This is a genomic window from Xanthomonas sp. 1678 (assembly GCF_031455575.1).
Classification (GTDB): Bacteria; Pseudomonadota; Gammaproteobacteria; order Xanthomonadales; family Xanthomonadaceae; genus Xanthomonas_A.
This window is the reverse complement of the sequence record NZ_JAVDSZ010000017.1, coordinates 20,246-41,303: the sequence shown is the minus strand read 5'-3', so window position 1 is coordinate 41,303 and position 21,058 is coordinate 20,246. Positions and strand designations below refer to the sequence as shown.

The following is a 21,058-nucleotide window of genomic DNA, read 5'->3' as shown; positions in this document are numbered from 1 at the left end:
CAACGCCGGCGACCCGCGACACTTTTTCGCGCAGCGCGGGCCCGGCATCGCGATGCCGCGCGCCGCCGAAGGCCGTGCCCGCCCCATGTCCCTGTCGCTGTCGCCCACCCGCCTGCAAAAACACCTCGAACGCCTGCAGCAGAGCCTGCCGGCGGCGCTGCTGCGGCGCTTCGTCGAGATCGACGTGATGACCCAGGCCGCGTCGCTGTCGTTCTATGCGCTGCTGTCGCTGGCGCCGCTGCTGGTGTTGCTGCTGTGGCTGACCGCCTCGTTGTACCCGCAGGCGCAGCAGGCCTTCATCGAGCAGATCGGGCAGCTGGCCGGGCACGGCGCGCGCGAAGTGGCGCAGACCATCATCGACAACGCCAAGAACCAGCCCAGCGTCGGTTCGCTGGCCGGGCTGTGGAGCACGCTGCTGCTGTTCGTCGGCGCCACCGCGGTGTTCGCGCAGCTGCAGAACGCGCTGAACCTGATCTTCCGCACCGACAAGCAGCGCCTGGAAGGGGTCATGGCGTGGCTGAAGAAGCGCGTGTTCTCCTTCGGCGTGGTGCTGGGGCTGGGCTTTCTGCTGCTGATCTCGATGATCCTGACCACGGTGGTGCAGGTGCTGTTCGCGCGCCTGCCGTCGCTGCTGCCCGCGGTGGGCTACGTCTCGACGCTGGCGATCTACATCCTGGCCTTCGCCGTGCTCTACCACTACCTGCCGGACCGGCGCGTGGAGTGGCGCCAGGCGGTGATCGGCGGCGCCATCACCGCCTGCCTGTTCGTGGCCGGGCGCTATGCGATCGGCCTGTACATCGCCACCGCCGCGCCGGGCAGCGCCTACGGCTCGATGGGCGCGCTGGTGATCCTGCTGGTGTGGATCTACTACGCCACCGTGGTGTTCTTCGTCGGCGCGCTGATCACCGCGGTGATCGACGAACGCCTGCGCTCGCGGCGCAAGCTCGCCGCCGCCGGGATCGACGCCAGCGCGATCACGGCGGTTCCGCCGCAGCTGTAGCACCGCAACGCCAGGGTTTGCGGCCCGATCCGTGGCCGCGGCGCGGACGCATGGCATCCTATCGCCCATGGCCCGCATCCCCGACGCATTCATCGACGACCTGCTCGCCCGCACCGACATCGTCGAGGTGGTCGGCACGCGCGTGCCGCTGAAGCGCCAGGGCAAGGAATACGCGGCGCGCTGCCCGTTCCACGACGAGCGCTCGGCCTCGTTCACGGTGTCGCCGACCAAGCAGTTCTACCACTGCTTCGGTTGCGGCGCGCACGGCACCGCGATCAGCTTCCTGATGAACTACGACCGCCTCGAGTTCCTCGACGCGGTCGACGAACTGGCCAAGCGCGCCGGCATGGAAGTGCCGCGCGACGCGCAGCAGCGCGGCGCCGCGCAGGCCGCCGGCGACGACCATCGCGACCTGTACTCGGCGCTGGACGCGGCGACCAAGTTCTTCCAGCGCCAGCTCGAATCCAGCGACAAGGCGCGCAGCTATCTCGACGGCCGCGGCGTGGACGCGGACAACCGCACGCGCTTCCAGATCGGCTACGCGCCGGACGGCTTCAGCGCGCTGAAGGACGCGCTGGGCACCGACGAGCGTCGCCACAAGCTGCTCGAACGCGCCGGACTGTTCTCCAAGAACGAGCGCGGCCACGTCTACGACAAGTTCCGCGACCGGGTCATGTTCCCGATCTTCGACCGCCGCGGCCGGGTCATCGCCTTCGGCGGCCGGGTCATGGACAAGGACGACGGCCCCAAGTACCTGAACTCGCCGGAGACCGCGCTGTTCCACAAGGGCCGCGAGCTGTACGGCCTGTGGCAGGTACGCCAGGCCAACCAGAAGATCGAGCGGCTGATCGTGGTCGAAGGCTACATGGACGTGGTCTCGCTGTTCCAGTTCGGGGTCACCCAGGCGGTGGCGACGCTGGGCACGGCAACCACCTCCGAGCACGCCGAACTGCTGTTCCGCAACGCGCCGGACGTGTTCTTCTGCTTCGACGGCGATGCCGCCGGCCGCCGCGCCGGCTGGAAGGCGCTGGAATCGGTGCTGCCGCGGATGAAGGACGGGCGCCAGGCGTTCTTCCTGTTCCTGCCCGACGGCGAGGACCCGGACAGCATCGTGCGCAAGGAAGGCGCCGACGGCTTCGCCGCGCGCCTGCAGCAGGCCACGCCGCTGTCGCAGTTCTTCTTCGACGAACTCTCGCGCGAGGTCAACCTGGCCACGCTCGACGGCAAGGCGCGGCTGGCCGAACGCGCACGGCCGATGCTGGCGCAGATCCCCGATGGCGCCTTCGGCGACCTGATGCGCCAGCGCCTGGCCGAGATCACCGGCATCGGCGGCCCCGCGCCCGCCGCCGCGCAGCCGGCCAAGCCGCCGCCGCGCGCGGTGCGTCCCACGCAGAAGCGCAGCCTGGTGCGCGAGGCGATCGTGCGCCTGCTGCATACGCCTTCGCTGGCGCTGGACCTGCCGCCGCCCTACCCGTTCGCCGGCCTGCGCCTGCCCGGCATCGAACTGATGATCGAGTTGTTGGAGATCGTGCACACGCGCCCGGAGATCACCACCGGCGCGCTGCTCGAACACTTCCACGAACGCGAGGAACTGGCCGCGCTGCAGAAACTGGCGGTGCAGGAGATTCCCGGCGAGACCGCCAGCTGGCGCCAGGAACTGCACGACGTGGTGGTGCAACTGGAGCGGCAGACCCTGCAGCAGCGGCTGGAGGAACTGCAGGCCAAGCAACGCGCGCAAGGCCTGGACGAGACCGACAAGTACGAACTGCGCGAGCTGTTCAAGGCGCGCGCCGCGCTGCACTGAGGGACAACCGGCAGTCCGGCTAACTCAGCGGGATGTAGCGATACTGCGGAACCTGTTTTCCCTGCAAATGCGCATTGGCGAGGAACTCGTAGATCCACGTGCGCGACGACGCCAGCGCGCACTCGGCGGCAAAATTGAAGATGTGCACTGCGTCGTCGCTGGCTGGAAGCCAGCGCCAGCCGCAATCGGTTTCGTCGCGACGCGGGAATGGATAAGGCAACGGGCCCAGTTCGCCGTCACCGGTGTAGTAGGACAGAAACCCGTCTTCCAAGCTCAGCAGCATGTTGTGCCGCAAATGGTACGCATCGGCCGAACGCGGATAGAGTTCGGCGAGCGCCTTGTAGAACCCGCTCGTCCCGGGCTGGGCTCCGCTTGGCCACTCGATCTTCTCGCACACCAGGAACGTCACCAGGTTCTGCTGCTCGATCCTGGATGGCTGAAACAGGGACGTACGATGGGCGTCGAGAAGGCCCGGAGTCGCCTCCTCCAGCGCGAACTGGTTCCACATGTGGAATACCGCATCGTTCGGCGCGACCGGCAAGCCGGGCGGGCAGTGCTCCGAACGCAACCGCTTGGTGCAGGCCAGCTTGTGCAAGGCCTCCTTCAGTGCAGCGAACGTCAGGGTCGATTTGGCTTCACCGACCGCGGCGCAGGTCTCCGTCGGATAGAACACTCTTCCGCCGGACAGATCCAGGCTGGGCGTGGCATCGCGGTCGTAGATGACGACATCGCACTGCGTGCTGTGGTGCTGCAGCGGCGTGGCCAGGAAACCGCTGCCGATCGACAGGCGCGCCGGCAGATACGACGCCAGCAGGGTTCTCAACAACTGCTCGCGGTAGCCCCCGAATTCCCCGGAATGCAGCAGATGATTGTTCTGGTCCGCATCCCAGAACGCCTCCCGGCTCATCACCAGATAGTCGCCGCGAAACTTTCTCGCCGCGTTCAACGCCAACGTCTGCATGGCACTGGCGACAGTGGGCTGCATTCGAACTCACCTTCAGGACCGGCGTGTGAGAATACCAACCAGATCCGAGGCTTTTTATTCCAGGCATCACATCATGAAGAACCTCCTCGCCCGCCTGCGCATCGAGCCCTTCACCCTGGCCCTGCTCGGCACCGTGCTGCTGGCCTCGCTGCTGCCGGTGCAGGGCCGCGCCGCGGCGGTGATGGACGACGCCACCGATATCGCCATCGCCGCGCTGTTCTTCCTGCACGGCGCGCGGCTGTCGCGCGAGGCGATCGTCGCCGGCGCGCTGCACTGGCGCCTGCACCTGACCATCCTCGCCGCCACCTTCGTGCTGTTCCCGCTGCTCGGCCTGTTGCTCAAGCCGCTGTCGCACTGGCTGCTGACCCCGGAGCTGTACATCGGCGTGCTGTTCCTGTGCGCGCTGCCGTCCACCGTGCAGTCGTCGATCGCGTTCACCTCGATGGCCGGCGGCAACGTGCCGGCGGCGGTGTGCAGCGCTTCGCTGTCGAGCCTGCTCGGGGTGTTCCTGACGCCGTTGCTGATGGGCCTGCTGGCCGGTGCGCAGAGCGCGATGGCCAACCCGCTGGAGGCGATGGGCAAGATCATGCTGCAGCTGCTGGTGCCGTTCGTGGCCGGCCACCTGCTGCGGCGCTGGATCGGCGGCTGGGTCGAACGGCGCCGCGCGGTGCTGCGCTACACCGACCAGGGCGTGATCCTGCTGGTGGTGTACACCGCCTTCAGCGCCGCGGTGATCGAAGGCCTGTGGCGCAAGACGCCGCTGCCGGCGCTGCTCGGGGTGGCGCTGGTCGCCGCGCTGCTGCTGGCGCTGGCGATGGGACTGATCACCTTCGCCGCGCGGCGGCTGGGCTTCGCCCGCCAGGACGAGATCCCGATCGTGTTCTGCGGCTCGAAGAAGAGCCTGGCCACCGGCGTGCCGATGGCCAAGGTGCTGTTCGCCAGCGGCAGCCTCGGCGCGATCGTGCTGCCGGTGATGATCTACCACCAGATCCAGCTGATCGTCTGCGCCTTCGTCGCGCAGCGCTACGCGCGCGATACGAAGACGGCGACACAGGACTAGCGAGCGCGGCACGGCGACGGATCGGCGCGGCCTGCCCGAGAAGGCGCGGCCGACGCCTGCGTGCGTGCACAACACGCCGATCGCGGCGAGCCGCCGTGGCAAAACAGCAACGTTGCGCCATGACGGCCCGCCACGCGCCGTCGTTCGCGCCGTGTGGCAAACGCGCGCCGGCCGCCGCCGCTGAATCGCGGCATATGCAAATGCGCAAACGACATGTCCGCCGGGTACCCGCGGCACGATCGGCTAGGTAGAGTGCGCGATTGGCGCCATGGCCTGCACGGCATCCGCTGTTGCCGCTCCTCCCCTCTTCGCCCGGTGACCGACGTATGCGCCGTACGCTCCGCCTTTCCGTGATGACGGCCGCCAGCCTTGCCGCAGTGCTGGCGCTGGGCGGCTGCGACAAGCCGCCTGCCGCCTCCAAGCCACAGACCGCTGCGCCGGCCAAGACGTCCGACAGCGCCGGCATCGCCTGGCGCGAGGGCGACGTGGACGACGCCTTCGCCGAAGCGCGCGAACACAACAAGCCGGTGCTGCTGTACTGGGGCGCGGCCTGGTGCCCGCCGTGCAACCGGCTCAAGGCCACGCTGTTCAAGGACCCGGCCTTCATCGCCCGCACCCGCGCGTTCGTCGCGGTGCACCTGGACGGCGATTCGGAAGGCGCGCAGGCCTGGGGCGAACGCTTCGGCATCAAGGGCTACCCGACCATCATCGTGCTGCGCCCCGATCGCAGCGAGGTCACCCGCCTGGCCGGCGACAGCGACACCGGCCGGCTGGCCGAAGCGTTGCGCGTGGCGGCGACCCGCACCACCAGCTCGACGCAACTGCTGCAACAGGCGCTGAAAGCGCCCACCACGCTCGGCGCCGACGACTGGACCCTGCTCGGCGAATACGGCTGGGCGGTGGATGCGAGCCAGTTGGTCAAGCCGGAGCAGGCCGCCGGCGTGCTCGCGCAATTGGCCGCCGCCGCGCCGCAGCCGGCACTGCAGCGCCGCTTCGCACTGCTGGCGCTGGCCGCGCAGGATCCGGACAAGGCCGGTGCCATGGAGGCCAAGCGCCGCGCCACTGATCGCCGCCTGCTGCAGGCGGTGCTGGCCGATCCGGCCGAGGTCCGCGCCAACCGCAGCACCCTGACCTACTCGGCGCGCGAGCTGGTCCAGGCCGCGGCCGCCGATGCCGGCGAACGGGCCACGCTGTCGCGCGCGCTGAGTCACGCGCTGGACCAGGTCTACGCCGACGCGAGCCTACCGATCAGCGATCGCCTGGACACCGCCTATGCCGACATCCAACTGGCGCGGCTGGCGCAGGGCCAGCCGGCCGATCCGGGCGACGCGCCGCATCCGCCGTTGCCGGCCGCGGTGACCGAAAAGGTACAGCAGCGCGTGCGCTGGGCCGAACAGGCCGCCAAGACCGACTACGAACGCCAATCCACGATCAGCAACGCCGCCGGCCTGCTCGACGACGCCGGTGACAGCGCCGGCGCCGAACAGCTGCTGCTGGCCGAACTGGGGCGCAGCAAGACGCCGTACTACTACATGCCGGAACTGTCCGGCCTGGCCGAGGCGCGCGGCGACAGGCAGACCGCGCTGTACTGGCTGAAGAAGGCCTACGAGAGCGCCGAAGGCCCCGCCACCCGGGTGCAGTGGGGCGTGCTCTATGTCGATGGCCTGATCCGGCTGCAGCCGGACAATGCGGCCGCGATCGAGGCCGCCGCCGGCCAGGTCATCGGCGAACTGGCCGGGCAGCCCGGCGGCTACCACCAGCGCACCAAGCAGCGCTTCGACACCCTGGCCAAGACCCTGCAGGGCTGGAGCAAGGGCCATGACGGCAGCGCCGTGCTCGCACGCCTGCAGCACAAGATGCAGCAAAGCTGCGGCAGCGAGGAACGCGACAGCTGCCAGCACTGGCTGAGCTGAGCGCCCGAGTCATCGCGGCATGCGTCCGTGCTGGCGCACGCGCCTGCCTAGGCAGCGCGCGCGCCGGGCGCCATCGAACGAAAGGCATCGCATAAACATATTCGAGGTGGCTCGCCGCGGATGCCGCTTGGTGCGCGGCGTGTCCATCGGCCGGCGCGGCGTCGAGCGACGCCGCCGCCGCCGCGCCAGCGGCTTCGCTGCGTACCGCTCAGGCCACCGCGCGCACTGGTTCGGCGGCATGGCCGCTGCCCGGGCGGCGGCCGCTGGTGGTGTGCGCGGTCAGGCCCTGCGCCTGGCCCTCCAGGCCGCGCGCGGCGTCGGCCATCTTCTCGACCAGGGCCGCGTTCTTCTGCGTCGCGGTATCCATCTGCACCACGATCTGGTTGACCTGGACGATGCCGGCGCTCTGCTCGCGGCTGGCGTTGGCGATCTCGCCCATGATCCCCTGCACCTCGCGCACCGCAGTGAACAGTTCGCCCATGGTGGTCCCGGCCCGCGCCACCAGCGCCGACCCGCGTTCGACCTGCTCGCTGGAGCTGGCGATGAGGCCGCGCACTTCCCTGGCCGCATCGGTGCAGCGCTGGGCCAGGCTGCGCACCTCGGTGGCCACCACCGCGAAACCGCGGCCCTGTTCGCCGGCGCGTGCCGCTTCCACCGCGGCGTTGAGCGCCAGAATGTTGGTCTGGAACGCGATGCCGTCGATGACGCTGATGATGTCGGAGATCTTGCGCGATGCGGTTTCGATGCCGGCCATCGTCGCGACCACGTCGTTCACCACCGTGCCGCCGCGCTGGGCCACGTCGCTGGCGCCGTCCACCAGCCGATTGGCATGGCCCACGTGGTCCACGTTGCTCTGCACGGTGCTGGTGATCTCTTCCATCGAACTGGCCGCTTCCTCCAGCGCCGCCGCCTGCTGCTCGGTGCGCCGCGCCAGGTCGTTGTTGTCCTCGACCATCTCGGCCGCCGCGACCTGCAGCGTGCGTGCCGCGTCGCCGAGCTGACGCGCGGCATGGATGTCCAGCAACGCACCGACCGCACGCAGCGGCGTGCCATCGGCCGCGCGCTTGGTCAGCCCGCGCGCGCGGAACCAACGGTACTGGCCGCTCTTCTGCTGCAAGCGGTATTCGATGTCGAAGGAGGTGCGGCCGCTGCGGTCGTTGAGATGCGCGGCGAACGCGTTCAGCGCGGCCTGCTTGTCTTCCGGGTGCAGGCGCGAGGCCCAGCTGTCGAGCACGTTGGGGAACTCCGCCTCCGAGGCGAAGCCGAGCAGCGCGCGGAACTGCGGCGACCACCAGAACTCGTTGGCCGGATTGATCGGGTCGCCGGCGATCACGCTCATGTCCCACAGGCCGTCGTTGAGCATCTCCGCGCCCAGTTCGAAGCGGGTCAGGATCACGTCGAGGAAGGCATCGCGCTCGCGGCGCTCGCCGATGTCGGTGAGCGAGCCGGCCACCCGCAGCGGTGCGCCGTTGGCGTCGCGCTGGGTGGTTCCCAACGCGCGGAACCAGCGGTATTGACCGTTCTTCAGCTGCAGCCGGTACTCCACATCGTACGCGGTGCGGCCGCTGCGATCGGCCAGGTGCGCGGCGAACGCGTCCAGCGTGGCCTGTTTGTCCTGCGGATGCAGGCGCGAGGCCCAGCTGTCGAGCACGTTGGGGAACTCCGCCTCCGAGGCGAAGCCGAGCAGCGCACGGAACTGGGTCGACCACCAGAACTCGTTGGCCGGATTGATCGGATCGCCGGCCACCACGCTCATGTCCCACAGGCCGTCGCTGGTGCCGCCGGTGACCAGGTCGAAGCGGCCGCGCAGATAGCTGAGCTCGGTCCGGGCGTGTTCGGCCTCGGCGTGGGCACGGTCGCGCTCGGTCTCGACCTCACGCAGACGTGCGGTCATGCCCTGCAGCGCCATCGCCGCATCGCGCTTGCTCTTTCCCCACATACGCCCTCCCAACGGTCTCGCCGTCTACGGTCAATCCATCGGTAGCGGCCTGGGCCGCCGTCCCTTGAGTGCCGCGAACGGGAACGGGACGCTCAGCCGATCCAGTGATCGACCAGCAGGAAAGCGAACAACGCCATCAGGTACACGATCGAATAGCCGAACATGCGCATCGAGAACATCTCGTCCGGCGGGTCGAGCATGCGCCAGGCGAACCAGACGAACACCGCATCGAGCACCAGCGTGCCGCCGAGGTAGAACACGCCGCTCATGCCCACCGCCACCGGCAGCAGGGTCACCACCACCAGCAGCAGCGTGTACACCAGGATCTGCCTGCGCGTATGCACCACGCCGTGGGTGACCGGCAGCATCGGGATCGATGCCTTGGCGTAGTCGGCGCGGCGGAAGATCGCCAGCGCCCAGAAGTGCGGCGGCGTCCACACAAAGATGATCAGCACCAGCAACGACGCGTAGGCCCAGTCCCACTGGCCCTGCATGCCGGTGATCGCGGCCCAGCCCAGCAGCGGCGGCGCGGCGCCGGCCAGGCCGCCGATGACGATGTTCTGCGGCGTGGTGCGCTTGAGGAACACGGTGTAGATCACCGCGTAGCCGATCAGCGAGGCGAAGGTCAGCACCGCGGTGATGGTGTTGACCCAGATCACCAGGATCGTCATCGACAGCGCGGTCAGCGCCGTAGCGAACAGCAGCACCTGCCACGGCAGCACCTTGCCCACCACCAGCGGCCGCCACGAGGTGCGCGCCATCTGCGCGTCGATGCGCGCGTCCAGCAACTGGTTGATCGCCGCCGCGGCCGAGGCCGCCAGCCAGATGCCGAAGAAGCCGATCAGGCCGGTACGCACCTGCGCCCAGGTCGGCACGCCGGGAATCGCCAGGCACATGCCGACCAGCGCGGTGAACACGATCAGCGCCACCACCTTGGGCTTGGTCAGGTCCCAGTAGTCGCGCCAGTGGATGCCCGTCGCGCTCATTGCGGCGCCCGCAAGCGCGCCAGCAGCGACACCAGCACGAACAGCAGCGCCACCGCGCCGGCGTTGTGCAGCACCGCCACCGGCAGCGGCAGCGCCAGCTTGACGTTGAGGATGCCCAGGCTGACCTGCGCCAGCAGCAGCACCACCAGCGCCGCCGCCCAGCCGCGCATGCCCGGCGAGCGGCTCAGCCGCCAGCCCAGCCACAGCAGGTAGGCCGCCACGACCAGCGCCATCATCCGGTGCGCCATCTGGATCGCGATGCGCGCCGCGCCGTCGAGCACGCCGCCTTCGTAGTCCACGCCGATGCCGCGCCACAGGGTGAAGCCTTCGCGGAAATCGTGCGGCGGCCACCACTGGCTGACGCAGCGCGGGAAGTTGTCGGCCGACCAGCTGCCGCCGCCGCAGGCCAGCGCCGCGTAGTTGGCGCTGACCCAGCCGCCGAGCGCGATCTGCAGCGCCAGCAGCGCCACGCCCAGGCGCAGCAGCCACTTCAGCCGCGACGCGTCGGCCAGGGTGATCGGCAGGTGGGTGGCGCGCCAGGCCATCCACACCAGCAGCGAGAACATCAGCAGGCCGCCGAGCAGATGCCCCATCACCACGATCGGCTTGAGCAGCAGGGTCACCGTCCACATGCCCAGCAGGGCCTGGAAGATCACCACCGCCAGGGTCAGCGCCGCCGCGCGCGCCAGGTCGCTGTTGGACCAGCGCAGCGCCGCCAGCAGCAGGATCGCCTCGCCGGCACCGGCCAACGCCATCGCCCACGTCGGCCAGCCGGACATGTACAGCGGGATCGACAGCGCCACCAGCGCCGCGGCGCCGACGATCTGCGCGATGCCGAGCCGGCGCCGGCGCGCGGCCAGCAACGACAGCACCAGCACTTCCACGCCCAGCGCCCCGGCCAGGAACCGGTGCACCTGCTCGCGCCAGGCCTTGTGCGTCTCCAGCGGACGAATCTTGCTCGCGGCGTGCGCGTTGGCCTCGTCGCTGCTCTGCGGCCAGGTCACCCGGCCATAGCAGGTCGGCCAGTCCGGGCAACTCATGCCCGCGTCGGACAGGCGCACGAACGATCCGAACATGATCGTGCTGGCGGTGAACAACGCCGCCAGCCAGGCCATGCGGTGGAAGTGCCGAAACAGCGCCGGCGGCGCGAACAGGTTCATAGGGGGTGACTCACAGGAGTTTCAGCAGCTTCGACACATCCGCGCGCAGTCCGGCCGGGTCGAAGCCCGGCGCGTAGCGCAGCACCACGAAGCCGTTCGGATCGATCACGTAGACCGGCACGCCTGCGGCATCGTGCACGCGCGGCAGGCCGGCCAGCAGTGCCGGGTCGGCGCGCAGCACGCGCACCTGCGGCAGCGCGCGCACCGCCGCCGGCGGCGTGCCGATCCACAGGATCTGCACGTGGTCGGCGTCGTGGCCGAACAGCTGCCAGACCTTGTTCAGATCGCGCGCCAGCGCCTCGCAGGCGCTCGCGCAGTCGCGCGGCGGCGCCAGTGCGATGCGCCACACGCGCTGCTGCGGCTGCCAGGCGTAGACGCTGCCGTCGTCCAGCCGCGGCTGCAGCGCGCGCAGGTCGGCCGGCGGCTGCAGCAGTTCGCCGTGGTTGCGGTTGCCCGGCGGTTGCCAGCCGGAAAAACGCAGCGCGCCGGCGACCAGCATCGAGCCGAAGAACAGGACGAACAGCGCGATCAACGTCCAGCGGCCGCGCGCGGTCGCCTGGCGTGGAGCCGAGGGGGAGGCATTCATGCCGGGGATTTTCTCATGCGCGCGCGCTCAGCGCCCGCCCCGTCCCTTGCGCGCGCGCCAACTCAGCAGCGCCGCGGTGATCAGCACGGCCAGCGCCAGGCCGAACCATTGCACCGCGTAACCCAAGTGGCGCTCGGGCGGCAGGGTGTTCGGCAGCATCTCCAGGTCGCGCGGATAGCCCAGCGGCAACGCCGGATCCAGGCGCAGCACCTGCGACAAAATGTCGCGGCGTCCGAGCGCCTCGCCGATCGCCGCCGGCTCGATGCGCATCGCCAGCCACAGCTGCGGCGCCGGCGCGGCGACCAGCGCCGGCCCCAGCGCCAGCCCGTGCGACGGCGCCGGGCCGAGCAGGCCGGCCAGCGCGTACTGCCCGTGCAGCGGCACCGGTGTGGGCAGCGCGCGATCGGCCGGCAACGGCAGCCAGCCCAGTTCGACCAGCAGCGGCGCGGACGCGCCGTCGGCCAGGAACGGCTGATAGACCTTGACCCCGCTGCGGCCCTCGCGCAATTGGTTGTCGAGCAGGATCTGCCCGGGCAGGAAACGGCCGCTGCCGTGCACCCAGGCCAGCTGCGCCGGGCGCAGCGTGCGCAGCGCATCGGCCAGCGCCTGCGGACGGTCGCGCACGTGCGCGGCCTGCGCGAGCAGCGCCTGTTTCTCGTGCATGCGCAGCAATTGCCAGCGGCCCAGCGCGCAGAATCCCAGCGCCACCGCCAGCGCGAGCCCCCAGCCCAGCCACAGCGGCATGCGCGCGCGCGCGGCGACGCGCGAGGACGCGGCCAGGGTCATAATGCAGCGATACCGTGCACCGAGACGCCCATGAACGACTCGCTGAAAACCCTGCTGATCGTCGCCTTCCTGCTGGTCATTCTGTGGAACCTCGGCGCCGGCCTGTACTACCTGTTGGTGGACCGCGGCCAGAGCAAGCGCACGGTGAACGCATTGACCTGGCGCATCGGCCTATCGGTCTGCCTGATCCTGCTGGTGATCCTGGGCATCTATACCGGGGTGATCAAGCCGCATGGGTTGGGCCGGTAGAGCGGGGACCGGGGACCGGGGACCGCAGGATGGTGTCCGAGCGAAAAAATCGCCGTCAAACGCCCTGATGAAAAAATTGCCAATTATTTGAAGAACAAAGCGGCCTTTTGCCATCAAGCCCGACAGTTTTTCTGTAGAGGGGCTTTAGCGCCGACGCCTCCTCGGCAACGCGTCGCGGCTAAAGCCCCTCCTACAGAAAAGCAAAAATGCGGCGCACTTGCGGCCATCCCCGGGTCCCTGGTCCCTGGTCCCTGGTCCCTGGTCCCCGGTCCCCGGTCCCGCCCTCACAACACATAAACGAACAAGAACAACGCCAGCCACACCACGTCGACGAAGTGCCAGTACCACGCCGCCGCTTCGAAGGCGAAATGGTTGTCGCGGCTGAAATGTCCGCGTGCCGAGCGCAGCCACATCACCAGCAACATGACCGTGCCCAGCAGCACGTGCACGCCGTGGAAGCCGGTGAGCATGAAGAAGGTCGAGCCATAGATGCCCGAACCCAGGGTCAGGTTGAGTTCCTTGTAGGCGTGGATGTATTCCTCGGCCTGGAAGAACAGGAAGACGCAGCCCAGCAGCACGGTCAGCCCCTGGAACACAAGCAGGCGCGCGCGATGGCCGGCCTTCAGCGCGTGGTGGGCGATGGTCAGGGTCACGCCGGAGCTGAGCAGGATCAGCGTATTGATCAGCGGCAGGCCCCAGGCCGGGATGGTCTGGAACTGGCCGCCGACCGCGCCCGGGCCGTTGGTCGGCCACGCCGCCGAATAGCCGTCCCACAGCAGCGCGTTGGTCATCACCCCGTCGCCCTCGCCGCCCAGCCACGGCAGGATGAAGGTGCGGGTGTAGAACAGCGCGCCGAAGAACGCGCCGAAGAACATCACTTCGGAGAAGATGAACCAGACCATGCCCATGCGGAAGGACACGTCGACCTGACGGTTGTAGTGACCGGCGATGGACTCGCGGATCACGTCGCCGAACCACATGAACAAGGTCGCCACCAGCATCGCGATGCCGGCGAAGAAGCTCCACTTGCCCCAGGCCGCGTCGTTGAGCCAACTGGCCACGCCGATCATGGTCACGAACATCGCGATCGAGCCGATGAACGGCCAGCGGCTGTGGCTGGGCACGTAATAGGCAGTGGCGTCGGTGCTGGGCTGGGCCATGGCGGGCGTTCCGGGTCGGGTCAAGGGGCTGAGTGCACGGAACCGGCCAGTTTCGGCGATCCCAGTTCGGCACTCAGCGCATCGTTCTTGAAGAAGGTATACGACAGGGTGATGGTAGTGATGTCGCTCGGCAGGTTCGGGTCGACGATGAAGCGCACCGGCATGTCGCGCTTCTCGCCGGCCTGCAGGGTCTGCGCGGTGAAGCAGAAGCACTCGGTCTTGGTGAAGTAGCCGGACGCGCGCGACGGCGCCACCGACGGCACCGCGCTGCCGACGATCGCGCCTGCGCCGTCGTTGCGCGCGTAATACAGCGCCTCGTTGAGTTCGCCGGGCACCACATCCATGGTCAGCTGCTCCGGGTGGAACGACCACGGCAGCTTGGAGTTCACCCCGCCGTCGAATTCCACCTTGACCGTGCGCTTGCCGAGCAACGGCTTGCCCGCCTGCGGGCCTTCGCCCGGACCGCGCTCCAGGCGCACGCCGAACACCTTCTCGCAGGCGATGCGGTACAGCGGCACCAGCGAGAAGGTCAGCACGAACACCGCCAGCGCCACGCCGACCAGCTTGAACAGGCCGGCGCTGCTGTGCACGCGGGGCGCCGGCGCGTTCATCGGCCGAGCACCCCGGACAGGATGAAGCCGGCGTAGATCAGCAACGCGATCGCGCCGACCACCAGCGCGGTGCGCACGGCGCGCTTGCGGCGCAGCACCAGATCGTCGAGCGGCGGTTGTTGCGCGGTCATCAGTGGCTGATGTCGTCGTGGGCCAGGTCGCCGGGCTTGAGCACCGGCGGCAGGGTGAAGGTATGCGCCGGCGCCGGCGACGGCACGGTCCACTCCAGGCCGCGCGCGCCTTCCCACGAACGCGCCTCGGCGCGCGCGCCGCTGCGCAGCGACGCCAGCAGGATGCCGGCCATCAGGAACGGAGTGACGAACATGCCGAACGCGCCGATCGAGCTGATCAGGTTCCAGTCGGCGAACACCACGTTGTAGTCGGGGATGCGCCGCGGCATGCCGGCCAGGCCGAGGAAGTGCTGCGGGAAGAACAGCAGGTTGACGAACAGCATGGTCCACCAGAAATGGAACTTGGCCCAGCCCTCGTTGTACATGCGCCCGGTCCACTTCGGCCACCAGTAGTACACCGCGGCGATCAGCGCGAACACCGCGCCGGTGACCAGCACGTAGTGGAAGTGCGCGACCACGAAATAGGTATCGTGGTACTGGAAGTCGGCCGGCACGATCGCCAGCATCAGCCCGGAGAAGCCGCCGATGCTGAACAGGATCACGAACGACACCGCCCACAGCATCGGCGATTCAAACGTCAGCGAGCCCTGCCACATGGTGCTGACCCAGTTGAACACCTTCACCCCGGTGGGGATGGAGATCAGCATCGTGGCGAACATGAAGTAGATCTCGCCGCCCAGCGGCATGCCCACGGTGAACATGTGGTGGGCCCAGACGATGAAGCTCAGGAACGCGATCGCCGCGATCGCGTAGACCATCGCCTGGTAGCCGAACAGCGGCTTGCGGCTGAAGGTCGGGATGATCTCGCTGATCACGCCGAACGCCGGCAGGATCATGATGTAGACCTCGGGGTGGCCGAAGAACCAGAAGATGTGCTGGTACATCACCGGGTCGCCGCCGCCGGCCGCGTTGAAGAACGAGGTGCCGAAGAACTTGTCGGTCAGCAGCATGGTCACCGCGCCGGCCAGCACCGGCATCACCGCGATCAGCAGGAACGCGGTGATCAGCCAGGCCCAGCAGAAGATCGGCATCTTCAGCAGGTCGATGCCCGGCGCGCGCATGTTCAGCACGGTGGCGATGATGTTGATCGCGCCCATGATCGAGCTGATGCCGGCGACGTGGATCGCGAACACGCTGAAGGCCACGTTGTAGCCGCCCTGCAGCGACAGCGGCGGATACAGCGTCCAGCCGCCGGCGGGTGCGCCGCCAGGAATGAACAGGGTCAGCAGCAGCAGGGTGAAAGCCACCGGCAGCAGCCAGAACGACCAGTTGTTCATGCGCGGCAGCGCCATGTCCGGCGCGCCGATCTGCAGCGGGATCATCCAGTTGGCCAGGCCGACGAAGGCCGGCATGACGCCGCCGAAGATCATCACCAGCGCATGCACGGTGGTCATCTGGTTGAAGAACTCGGGCTTGACGAACTGCAGCCCCGGTTGCGCCAGCTCGGCACGGATGATCACGCTCATCGCCGCGCCGATGATGAACATCGTGAAGCTGAAAAGCAGGTACAGCGTGCCGATGTCCTTGTGGTTGGTGGAGAAGAACCACCGTTCCACGAAGCTCTGCTGATGCCCGTGCTCGTCGTGGTGATCGACTGCGGAATGGGCCATGGCGGCTACCTCAAAAAAGAATGCAGGAGATCAGGCGGCTTGCACGGTCAGGTGCGAACCGGAACGAAGGCGAGGCAGCACGGCCTGCGGCGGCGCGGCCGGCGCGGTGGCGTCGGGCGCGGGCGCATCCGGGGCCGCCGGCGTGGCCGGCGCCGGCGCAGCGGCAGGCGCGGGCGCGGCCGGCGCGGCGGCGGGAGCCGGCTTGCGCGAGGCCAGCCACTTCTGGAAATCCTGCTTGGACACGGCCTCGACCACGATCGGCATGAAGCCGTGGTCCTTGCCGCACAGCTCGGCGCACTGGCCGCGGTACACGCCGGGCGTCTCGATGCTGGTCCAGGCCTCGTTGATGATCCCGGGGATGGCGTCCTGCTTCCAGCCCAGCGCCGGCACCCACCAGGCATGGATCACGTCGTCGGCGGTGATCACGAAGCGCACCTTGGTGTTCACCGGCAGCACCAGCCGGTTGTCCACGTCCAGCAGGTAGTGCGGATCGCTTTCCAGCGTCGGCACCTTGCCGCTCTGGCGCATGCGGTCCGAGCCGCGCTCCAGGCGGCTGGTGAACGCCACGTTCTCGCCCAGGTATTCGTAGCGCCACATCCACTGGTAGCCGGTGACCTTGACCGTCATCTCGGCATCGCGGGTGTCGTACATCGCGATCAGCTTGGCCGTGGCCGGCCACGCCATCACGATCAGGATCAGCACCGGGATCACCGTCCACACGATCTCGGCCTTGGTGTTATGGCTGAACTGCGCGGCGACCGCGCCCTTGGACTTGCGGAACTTGAACATCGCATAGGCCATCGCGCCGAACACCAGCACGCCGATGACCACGCACACCCACAACGCGACCATGTGCGCGTCGTAGGCATTGCGGGCGCTCTGGGTGACGCCGCGGCCCATGTTCAATTGCCACGGCTTGGGGTCGGCCGACTGCGCCCACGCCATCGGTGCGGCCAGCGCCGCCGCCAATGCCAACCCACCCCTGACCGCCTGTTGCTTCCATCTGCCGCTTTGCTTCATTGCCTAGACCCCTTGGAGCGTCATCGGTTGCGGCCGGTCGCGGCCGCCAGCAAGCCTTCCAGGGTCTGCGCCAGCTCGCGGCGCTCGCCCGGGCCGAGAAACTCGCCGACCCGGACCTGCTTGCCGCTGGACGCCAGCACCACCCTGTCGTCGCCTTCGATCCGCAACCGCACCCAATGCGGGTGGGCGCGGAACGCCGGCGTTCCTGCATTCGTGCGGGTCACTTCCACGCAGCCCGGACCCACCCGGATGTCCTCTTCGCGTTCGCCGCTGCGCCATGACCAGCGCAGCGCGAGCGCCACCACGGTGCTGTGCAACAGGGCGAACGCAGGCGCAAACACGTTGCCGGCGAACCACCCCAACACCGCCACCACCCACATCGCCCCGGCCAGTGCCGCGAACAGCACGACGAATTGCCGGGCGCTGAGCGCCCGTGGCGGTCGCAGCCGCAGCTGCGTACCCGGCCCCTCCGACGTAAACGGAAACATTTCGATCATGTCGAACCGCGCTTCCGGGGTGCCGCGCTGTCCGAGCCGCGGGTAACGCATCGATGGTAGCCCCGGGCCTGCGCGGCGGCAAGCGCGCGTTCATCATAAAAAATGCTGCATTGCAACCAGATTCTCGCCGCGGCCGTTCAGACCCGCCTCGACATGCGGGATCGGGCACAGTCGCCGACGCGCTGCGCGAGCGGGCGCTGACATAAAATGGGCGCATCTTCCCTGGTCCTCCCCGCATGAACGCTCTGTCTGGCGCCGGGTCCTCCCCGGCGATGCCGTCCGCGTCTCCCTCGCCGCTGCTTGCCCCCGAACTGCCGCCCGCCTCCCACGCACTGCGCGCCGCGATCACCGCCGCCTGGCTGAAGGACGAGGCCGAACACGTGCGCGAACTGCTCGAGCAGGCGCGCCTGCCCGCCGCCGACCAGGCCAAGGTGCAGGCGCTGGCCGCCGACCTGGTCACCCGCGTGCGCGCCCGCGCCCAGGACCAGGGCGCGATCGAGGCCTTCATGCGCCAGTACGACCTGGGCAGCGAGGAAGGCGTGCTGCTGATGTGCGTGGCCGAGGCGCTGCTGCGCATCCCCGACCAGGAAACCGCCGACAAGCTGATCCGCGACAAGCTTGGCGATGCGGACTGGAAGAAGCACATGGGCGAGAGCGACTCGGTGCTGGTCAACGCCTCCACCTGGGGCCTGATGCTCACCGGCAAGCTGGTGCAGATCAACGACCTGACCCGCGCCGACGTGGCCGGCGCGTTCAAGCGCCTGATCGGCCGCGTCGGCGAGCCGGTGATCCGTCTGGCGGTGCGCCAGGCGATGAAGATCATGGGCCACCAGTTCGTGATGGGCCGGACCATCGGCGAGGCGCTGTCGCGCTCCAAGAAGGGCGACAACGCGCTGTACCGCTACTCGTTCGACATGCTCGGCGAAGGCGCGCTGACCATGAAGGACGCGCACCGCTATCTCGACGCCTACCGCCAGGCGATCCACGCGATCGGCCGCAGCGGCCCGAACGGCTCGTACAAGGGCAGCGACGTGTTCGCCGCGCCCAGCATCTCGATCAAGCTGTCCGCGCTGTACCCGCGCTACGAGCACGCCAAGCGCGCGCGGGTGATGGCCGAGCTGGTGCCGGGCGTGCTGGAGTTGGCGCAGCTGGCCCGGTCCTACGGCATCGGCTACACGGTGGATGCCGAGGAAGCCGACCGCCTGGAGCTGTCGCTGGACATCATCGAGGCCACCTTCTCCGATCCGTCGCTGGACGGCTGGGAAGGTTACGGCCTGGCGGTGCAGGCGTACCAGAAGCGCACCCCGTACACGATCGACTTCCTCGCCGACCTGGCGCGCCGCGTCGGCCGCCGCATCCCGGTGCGCCTGGTCAAGGGCGCATATTGGGACGCGGAGATCAAGCGCGCGCAGGTCGAGGGCCATCCGGGCTATCCGGTGTTCACCCGCAAGCAGAACACCGACGTGTCCTACCTGGCCTGCGCCAAGCGCATGTTCGCGCACAGCGACGCGCTGTACCCGATGTTCGCCACCCACAATGCGCAGACCATCGCCGCGGTGCGCGCCATCGCCGGCGGAAAGGACTACGAACACCAGAAGCTGCACGGCATGGGCGACGACCTCTACGCCGAGGTGATCCCCGCCGATCGTCTGGGCGTGCCGTGCCGCGTGTACGCGCCGGTCGGCTCGCACGAGGACCTGCTGCCGTACTTGGTGCGGCGCCTGCTCGAGAACGGCGCCAACTCCAGCTTCGTCAACCGCATCACCGACGAGGACGTGGCCATCGAGGACCTGATCCGCGACCCGGTCGAGGCCGTGTCCGCGTTCGCCTCCATCCCGCATCCGAAGATTCCGCTGCCGGCCGACCTGCTGCGCAGCCAGAACCACAACAGGAAGAATTCCATGGGCGCCAACCTCGCCAACGACAACGACCTGCGCGCGCTGGCCGACCAGCTCAACGCCGCGATCAAGCCCTGGCAGGCCGCGCCGCTGGTGCCGGGCGCGGTGCTCGCCAGCGAGCCGCTGCCGGTGGTCAATCCCGCCGACCGCCGCCAGACCGTGGGCCGCTGGCAGCCGGCCGACGCCGCCACGGTGGAGAAGGCGCTGGCCAATGCGGTGGCCGCGCAGCCGGGCTGGAACCGCACCCCGGCCGCCAGCCGCGCCACCATCCTTGAGCACGCCGCCGACCTGCTGGAAGCGCGCCTGCCCGAGTTCATCGCGCTGTGCGCCAAGGAAGCCGGCAAGACCCTGCCCGACGGCGTCGCCGAAGTGCGCGAGGCCGTGGATTTCCTGCGCTACTACGCCGGCCAGGCGCGCGCCCAGTTCGGCGCGCCCGAGCGCCTGCCCGGGCCGACCGGCGAATCCAACGAACTGCAGCTGCACGGCCGCGGCGTGTTCGTGTGCATCAGCCCGTGGAACTTCCCGCTGGCGATCTTCCTCGGCCAGGTCGCCGCGGCGCTGGCCGCCGGCAACAGCGTCATCGCCAAGCCGGCCGAGCAGACCAACCTGATCGGCCATGCCGCGGTGAAGCTGCTGCACGACGCCGGCGTGCCGGAAGCGGCGGTGCAGTTCCTGCCCGGCGACGGCGCCACCGTCGGCGCCGCGTTGACCCGCGACCCGCGTGTGGCCGGCGTCGCCTTCACCGGCTCCACCGAGACCGCGCGCGCGATCAACCGCGCCATGGCCGCGCGCGACGCCGCGATCGGCGTGCTGATCGCCGAGACCGGCGGCCAGAACGCGTTCATCGCCGACTCCTCGTCGCTGCCCGAAGCGGTGGTCAAGGATGCGATCTCCAGCGCCTTCATCTCCGCCGGACAGCGCTGCTCGGCCGCGCGCGTGCTGTTCGTGCAGGACGACATCGCCGACAAGGTGATGACCATGCTGGCCGGCGCGATGGCCGAACTGAAGATCGGCGACCCGGGCCTGCTGTCCACCGACGTCGGCCCGGTGATCGATGCCGACGCGCTGCAGATCCTCACCGAGCATGCCGCGCGCATGGACCGCGAAGCGCGGCTGATCGCCGTCGCCGCCACCGACGACGGCACCGCGCACGGCAGCTTCTTCGCCCCGCGCGCCTACGAACTGCAGTCGCTGGCGCAGCTGCAGCGCGAGATCTTCGGCCCGGTGCTGCACGTGATCCGCTGGAAGGCCGACCAGCTCGATGCGGTGATCGACCAGATCAACGCCACCGGCTACGGCCTGACCCTGGGCGTGCATTCGCGCATCGACGAGACCATCGAGCGCATCGCCGCACGCGTGCAGGTCGGCAACGTCTACGTCAACCGCAACCAGATCGGCGCGGTGGTCGGCGTGCAGCCGTTCGGCGGCCAGGGCCTGTCCGGCACCGGCCCCAAGGCCGGCGGCCCGCACTACCTGCTGCGCTTCGCCACCGAAAAGGTGGTGACGGTCAACACCACGGCGGCCGGCGGCAATGCGTCGTTGCTCACGCTGGGCGACTGATCGGCGCAAGCGTTCGCCCGGCACTTCTGTAGGAGCGGCTTCAGCCGCGACAGGTACTCTCCGATAAGACAATGTCGCGGCTGAAGCCGCTCCTACACGAAAG

The 21,058-nt window shown here is 69.0% G+C and carries 17 protein-coding genes and 1 pseudogene; 6 read left to right on the top strand and 12 right to left on the bottom strand.

The features are described 5' to 3' along the window. Nucleotides 1-85 precede the first annotated feature (85 nt). Nucleotides 86-964: pseudogene (locus J2Y70_RS21135) on the top strand (YihY/virulence factor BrkB family protein); the annotation flags it as partial. Between the two features lie 103 nt (nt 965-1,067). Then, nucleotides 1,068-2,804 (top strand): DNA primase, encoded by a 1,737-nt coding sequence (dnaG, locus tag J2Y70_RS21130; protein WP_309922174.1) that lies wholly within the window; start codon nt 1,068-1,070, stop codon nt 2,802-2,804. Nucleotides 2,805-2,823: 19 nt separating this feature from the next. Here the strand turns inward: dnaG and J2Y70_RS21125 are convergent, their stop codons facing one another. After that, entirely contained in the window at nt 2,824-3,789 is a 966-nt protein-coding gene (locus J2Y70_RS21125) for a DUF6602 domain-containing protein (RefSeq protein ID WP_309922170.1), read from the bottom strand. A gap of 73 nt (nt 3,790-3,862) precedes the next feature. Between J2Y70_RS21125 and J2Y70_RS21120 the strand changes: the two genes are divergently transcribed. Together J2Y70_RS21120 and J2Y70_RS21115 are read left to right on the top strand one after the other, a co-directional pair. Beyond that, the gene (locus J2Y70_RS21120) at nt 3,863-4,849 is read left to right on the top strand and encodes a bile acid:sodium symporter family protein (RefSeq protein ID WP_309922167.1); all 987 of its coding nucleotides are present in this window, start codon (nt 3,863-3,865) and stop codon (nt 4,847-4,849) included. Between the two features lie 326 nt (nt 4,850-5,175). Then, nucleotides 5,176-6,762, top strand: coding sequence for a thioredoxin family protein (locus J2Y70_RS21115; protein WP_309922164.1), 1,587 nt, complete (start codon nt 5,176-5,178; stop codon nt 6,760-6,762). Between the two features lie 208 nt (nt 6,763-6,970). On the opposite strand, the gene J2Y70_RS21110 is transcribed toward J2Y70_RS21115, so the two are convergent. From J2Y70_RS21110 to J2Y70_RS21090, 5 genes are all read right to left on the bottom strand, one after another. Further along, nucleotides 6,971-8,701 (bottom strand): methyl-accepting chemotaxis protein, encoded by a 1,731-nt coding sequence (locus J2Y70_RS21110; RefSeq protein ID WP_309922161.1) that lies wholly within the window; start codon nt 8,699-8,701, stop codon nt 6,971-6,973. Between the two features lie 92 nt (nt 8,702-8,793). Next, a complete protein-coding gene (gene cyoE / locus J2Y70_RS21105) occupies nt 8,794-9,687 on the bottom strand; it encodes a heme o synthase (protein ID WP_309922158.1) in 894 nt (297 codons plus the stop codon). Next, nucleotides 9,684-10,847 (bottom strand): COX15/CtaA family protein, encoded by a 1,164-nt coding sequence (locus tag J2Y70_RS21100; RefSeq protein ID WP_309922155.1) that lies wholly within the window; start codon nt 10,845-10,847, stop codon nt 9,684-9,686. The genes cyoE and J2Y70_RS21100 overlap by 4 nt, the downstream gene beginning before the upstream one ends. 10 nt (nt 10,848-10,857) lie before the next feature. Beyond that, entirely contained in the window at nt 10,858-11,433 is a 576-nt protein-coding gene (locus tag J2Y70_RS21095) for a hypothetical protein (RefSeq protein ID WP_263396026.1), read from the bottom strand. A gap of 27 nt (nt 11,434-11,460) precedes the next feature. After that, entirely contained in the window at nt 11,461-12,219 is a 759-nt protein-coding gene (locus tag J2Y70_RS21090) for an SURF1 family protein (RefSeq protein ID WP_309922152.1), read from the bottom strand. Between the two features lie 30 nt (nt 12,220-12,249). On the opposite strand from J2Y70_RS21090, the gene J2Y70_RS21085 reads away from it, so the two are divergent. Then, nucleotides 12,250-12,468 (top strand): twin transmembrane helix small protein, encoded by a 219-nt coding sequence (locus tag J2Y70_RS21085; protein ID WP_003480622.1) that lies wholly within the window; start codon nt 12,250-12,252, stop codon nt 12,466-12,468. A gap of 284 nt (nt 12,469-12,752) precedes the next feature. Here J2Y70_RS21085 and J2Y70_RS21080 read toward each other — a convergent pair whose 3' ends face one another. From J2Y70_RS21080 to J2Y70_RS21055, 6 genes are read right to left on the bottom strand one after another with little or no spacing between them, the layout of a single operon-like run. After that, on the bottom strand, nt 12,753-13,628 hold the full coding sequence (locus J2Y70_RS21080) for a cytochrome c oxidase subunit 3 (RefSeq protein WP_263396028.1): 876 nt from the start codon (nt 13,626-13,628) through the stop codon (nt 12,753-12,755). Nucleotides 13,629-13,648: 20 nt separating this feature from the next. Continuing rightward, nucleotides 13,649-14,239 (bottom strand): cytochrome c oxidase assembly protein, encoded by a 591-nt coding sequence (locus J2Y70_RS21075; RefSeq protein ID WP_309922144.1) that lies wholly within the window; start codon nt 14,237-14,239, stop codon nt 13,649-13,651. Further along, a complete protein-coding gene (locus tag J2Y70_RS21070) occupies nt 14,236-14,370 on the bottom strand; it encodes a hypothetical protein (RefSeq protein WP_263396030.1) in 135 nt (44 codons plus the stop codon). The genes J2Y70_RS21075 and J2Y70_RS21070 overlap by 4 nt, the downstream gene beginning before the upstream one ends. After that, the gene (gene ctaD, locus J2Y70_RS21065; protein WP_263396031.1) at nt 14,370-15,980 is read right to left on the bottom strand and encodes a cytochrome c oxidase subunit I; all 1,611 of its coding nucleotides are present in this window, start codon (nt 15,978-15,980) and stop codon (nt 14,370-14,372) included. Before ctaD ends, J2Y70_RS21070 begins: the two co-directional genes overlap by 1 nt. Nucleotides 15,981-16,010: 30 nt before the next feature. Further along, on the bottom strand, nt 16,011-17,000 hold the full coding sequence (coxB, locus tag J2Y70_RS21060) for a cytochrome c oxidase subunit II (RefSeq protein WP_309922139.1): 990 nt from the start codon (nt 16,998-17,000) through the stop codon (nt 16,011-16,013). Nucleotides 17,001-17,020: 20 nt separating this feature from the next. Then, entirely contained in the window at nt 17,021-17,497 is a 477-nt protein-coding gene (locus tag J2Y70_RS21055) for a DUF2244 domain-containing protein (RefSeq protein ID WP_263398549.1), read from the bottom strand. A 236-nt stretch (nt 17,498-17,733) separates the two neighbouring features. Between J2Y70_RS21055 and putA the strand changes: the two genes are divergently transcribed. Then, nucleotides 17,734-20,955: a bifunctional proline dehydrogenase/L-glutamate gamma-semialdehyde dehydrogenase PutA gene (putA, locus tag J2Y70_RS21050; RefSeq protein WP_309922136.1), complete on the top strand. Its 3,222-nt coding sequence runs from the start codon at nt 17,734-17,736 to the stop codon at nt 20,953-20,955. Nucleotides 20,956-21,058 lie beyond the last annotated feature (103 nt).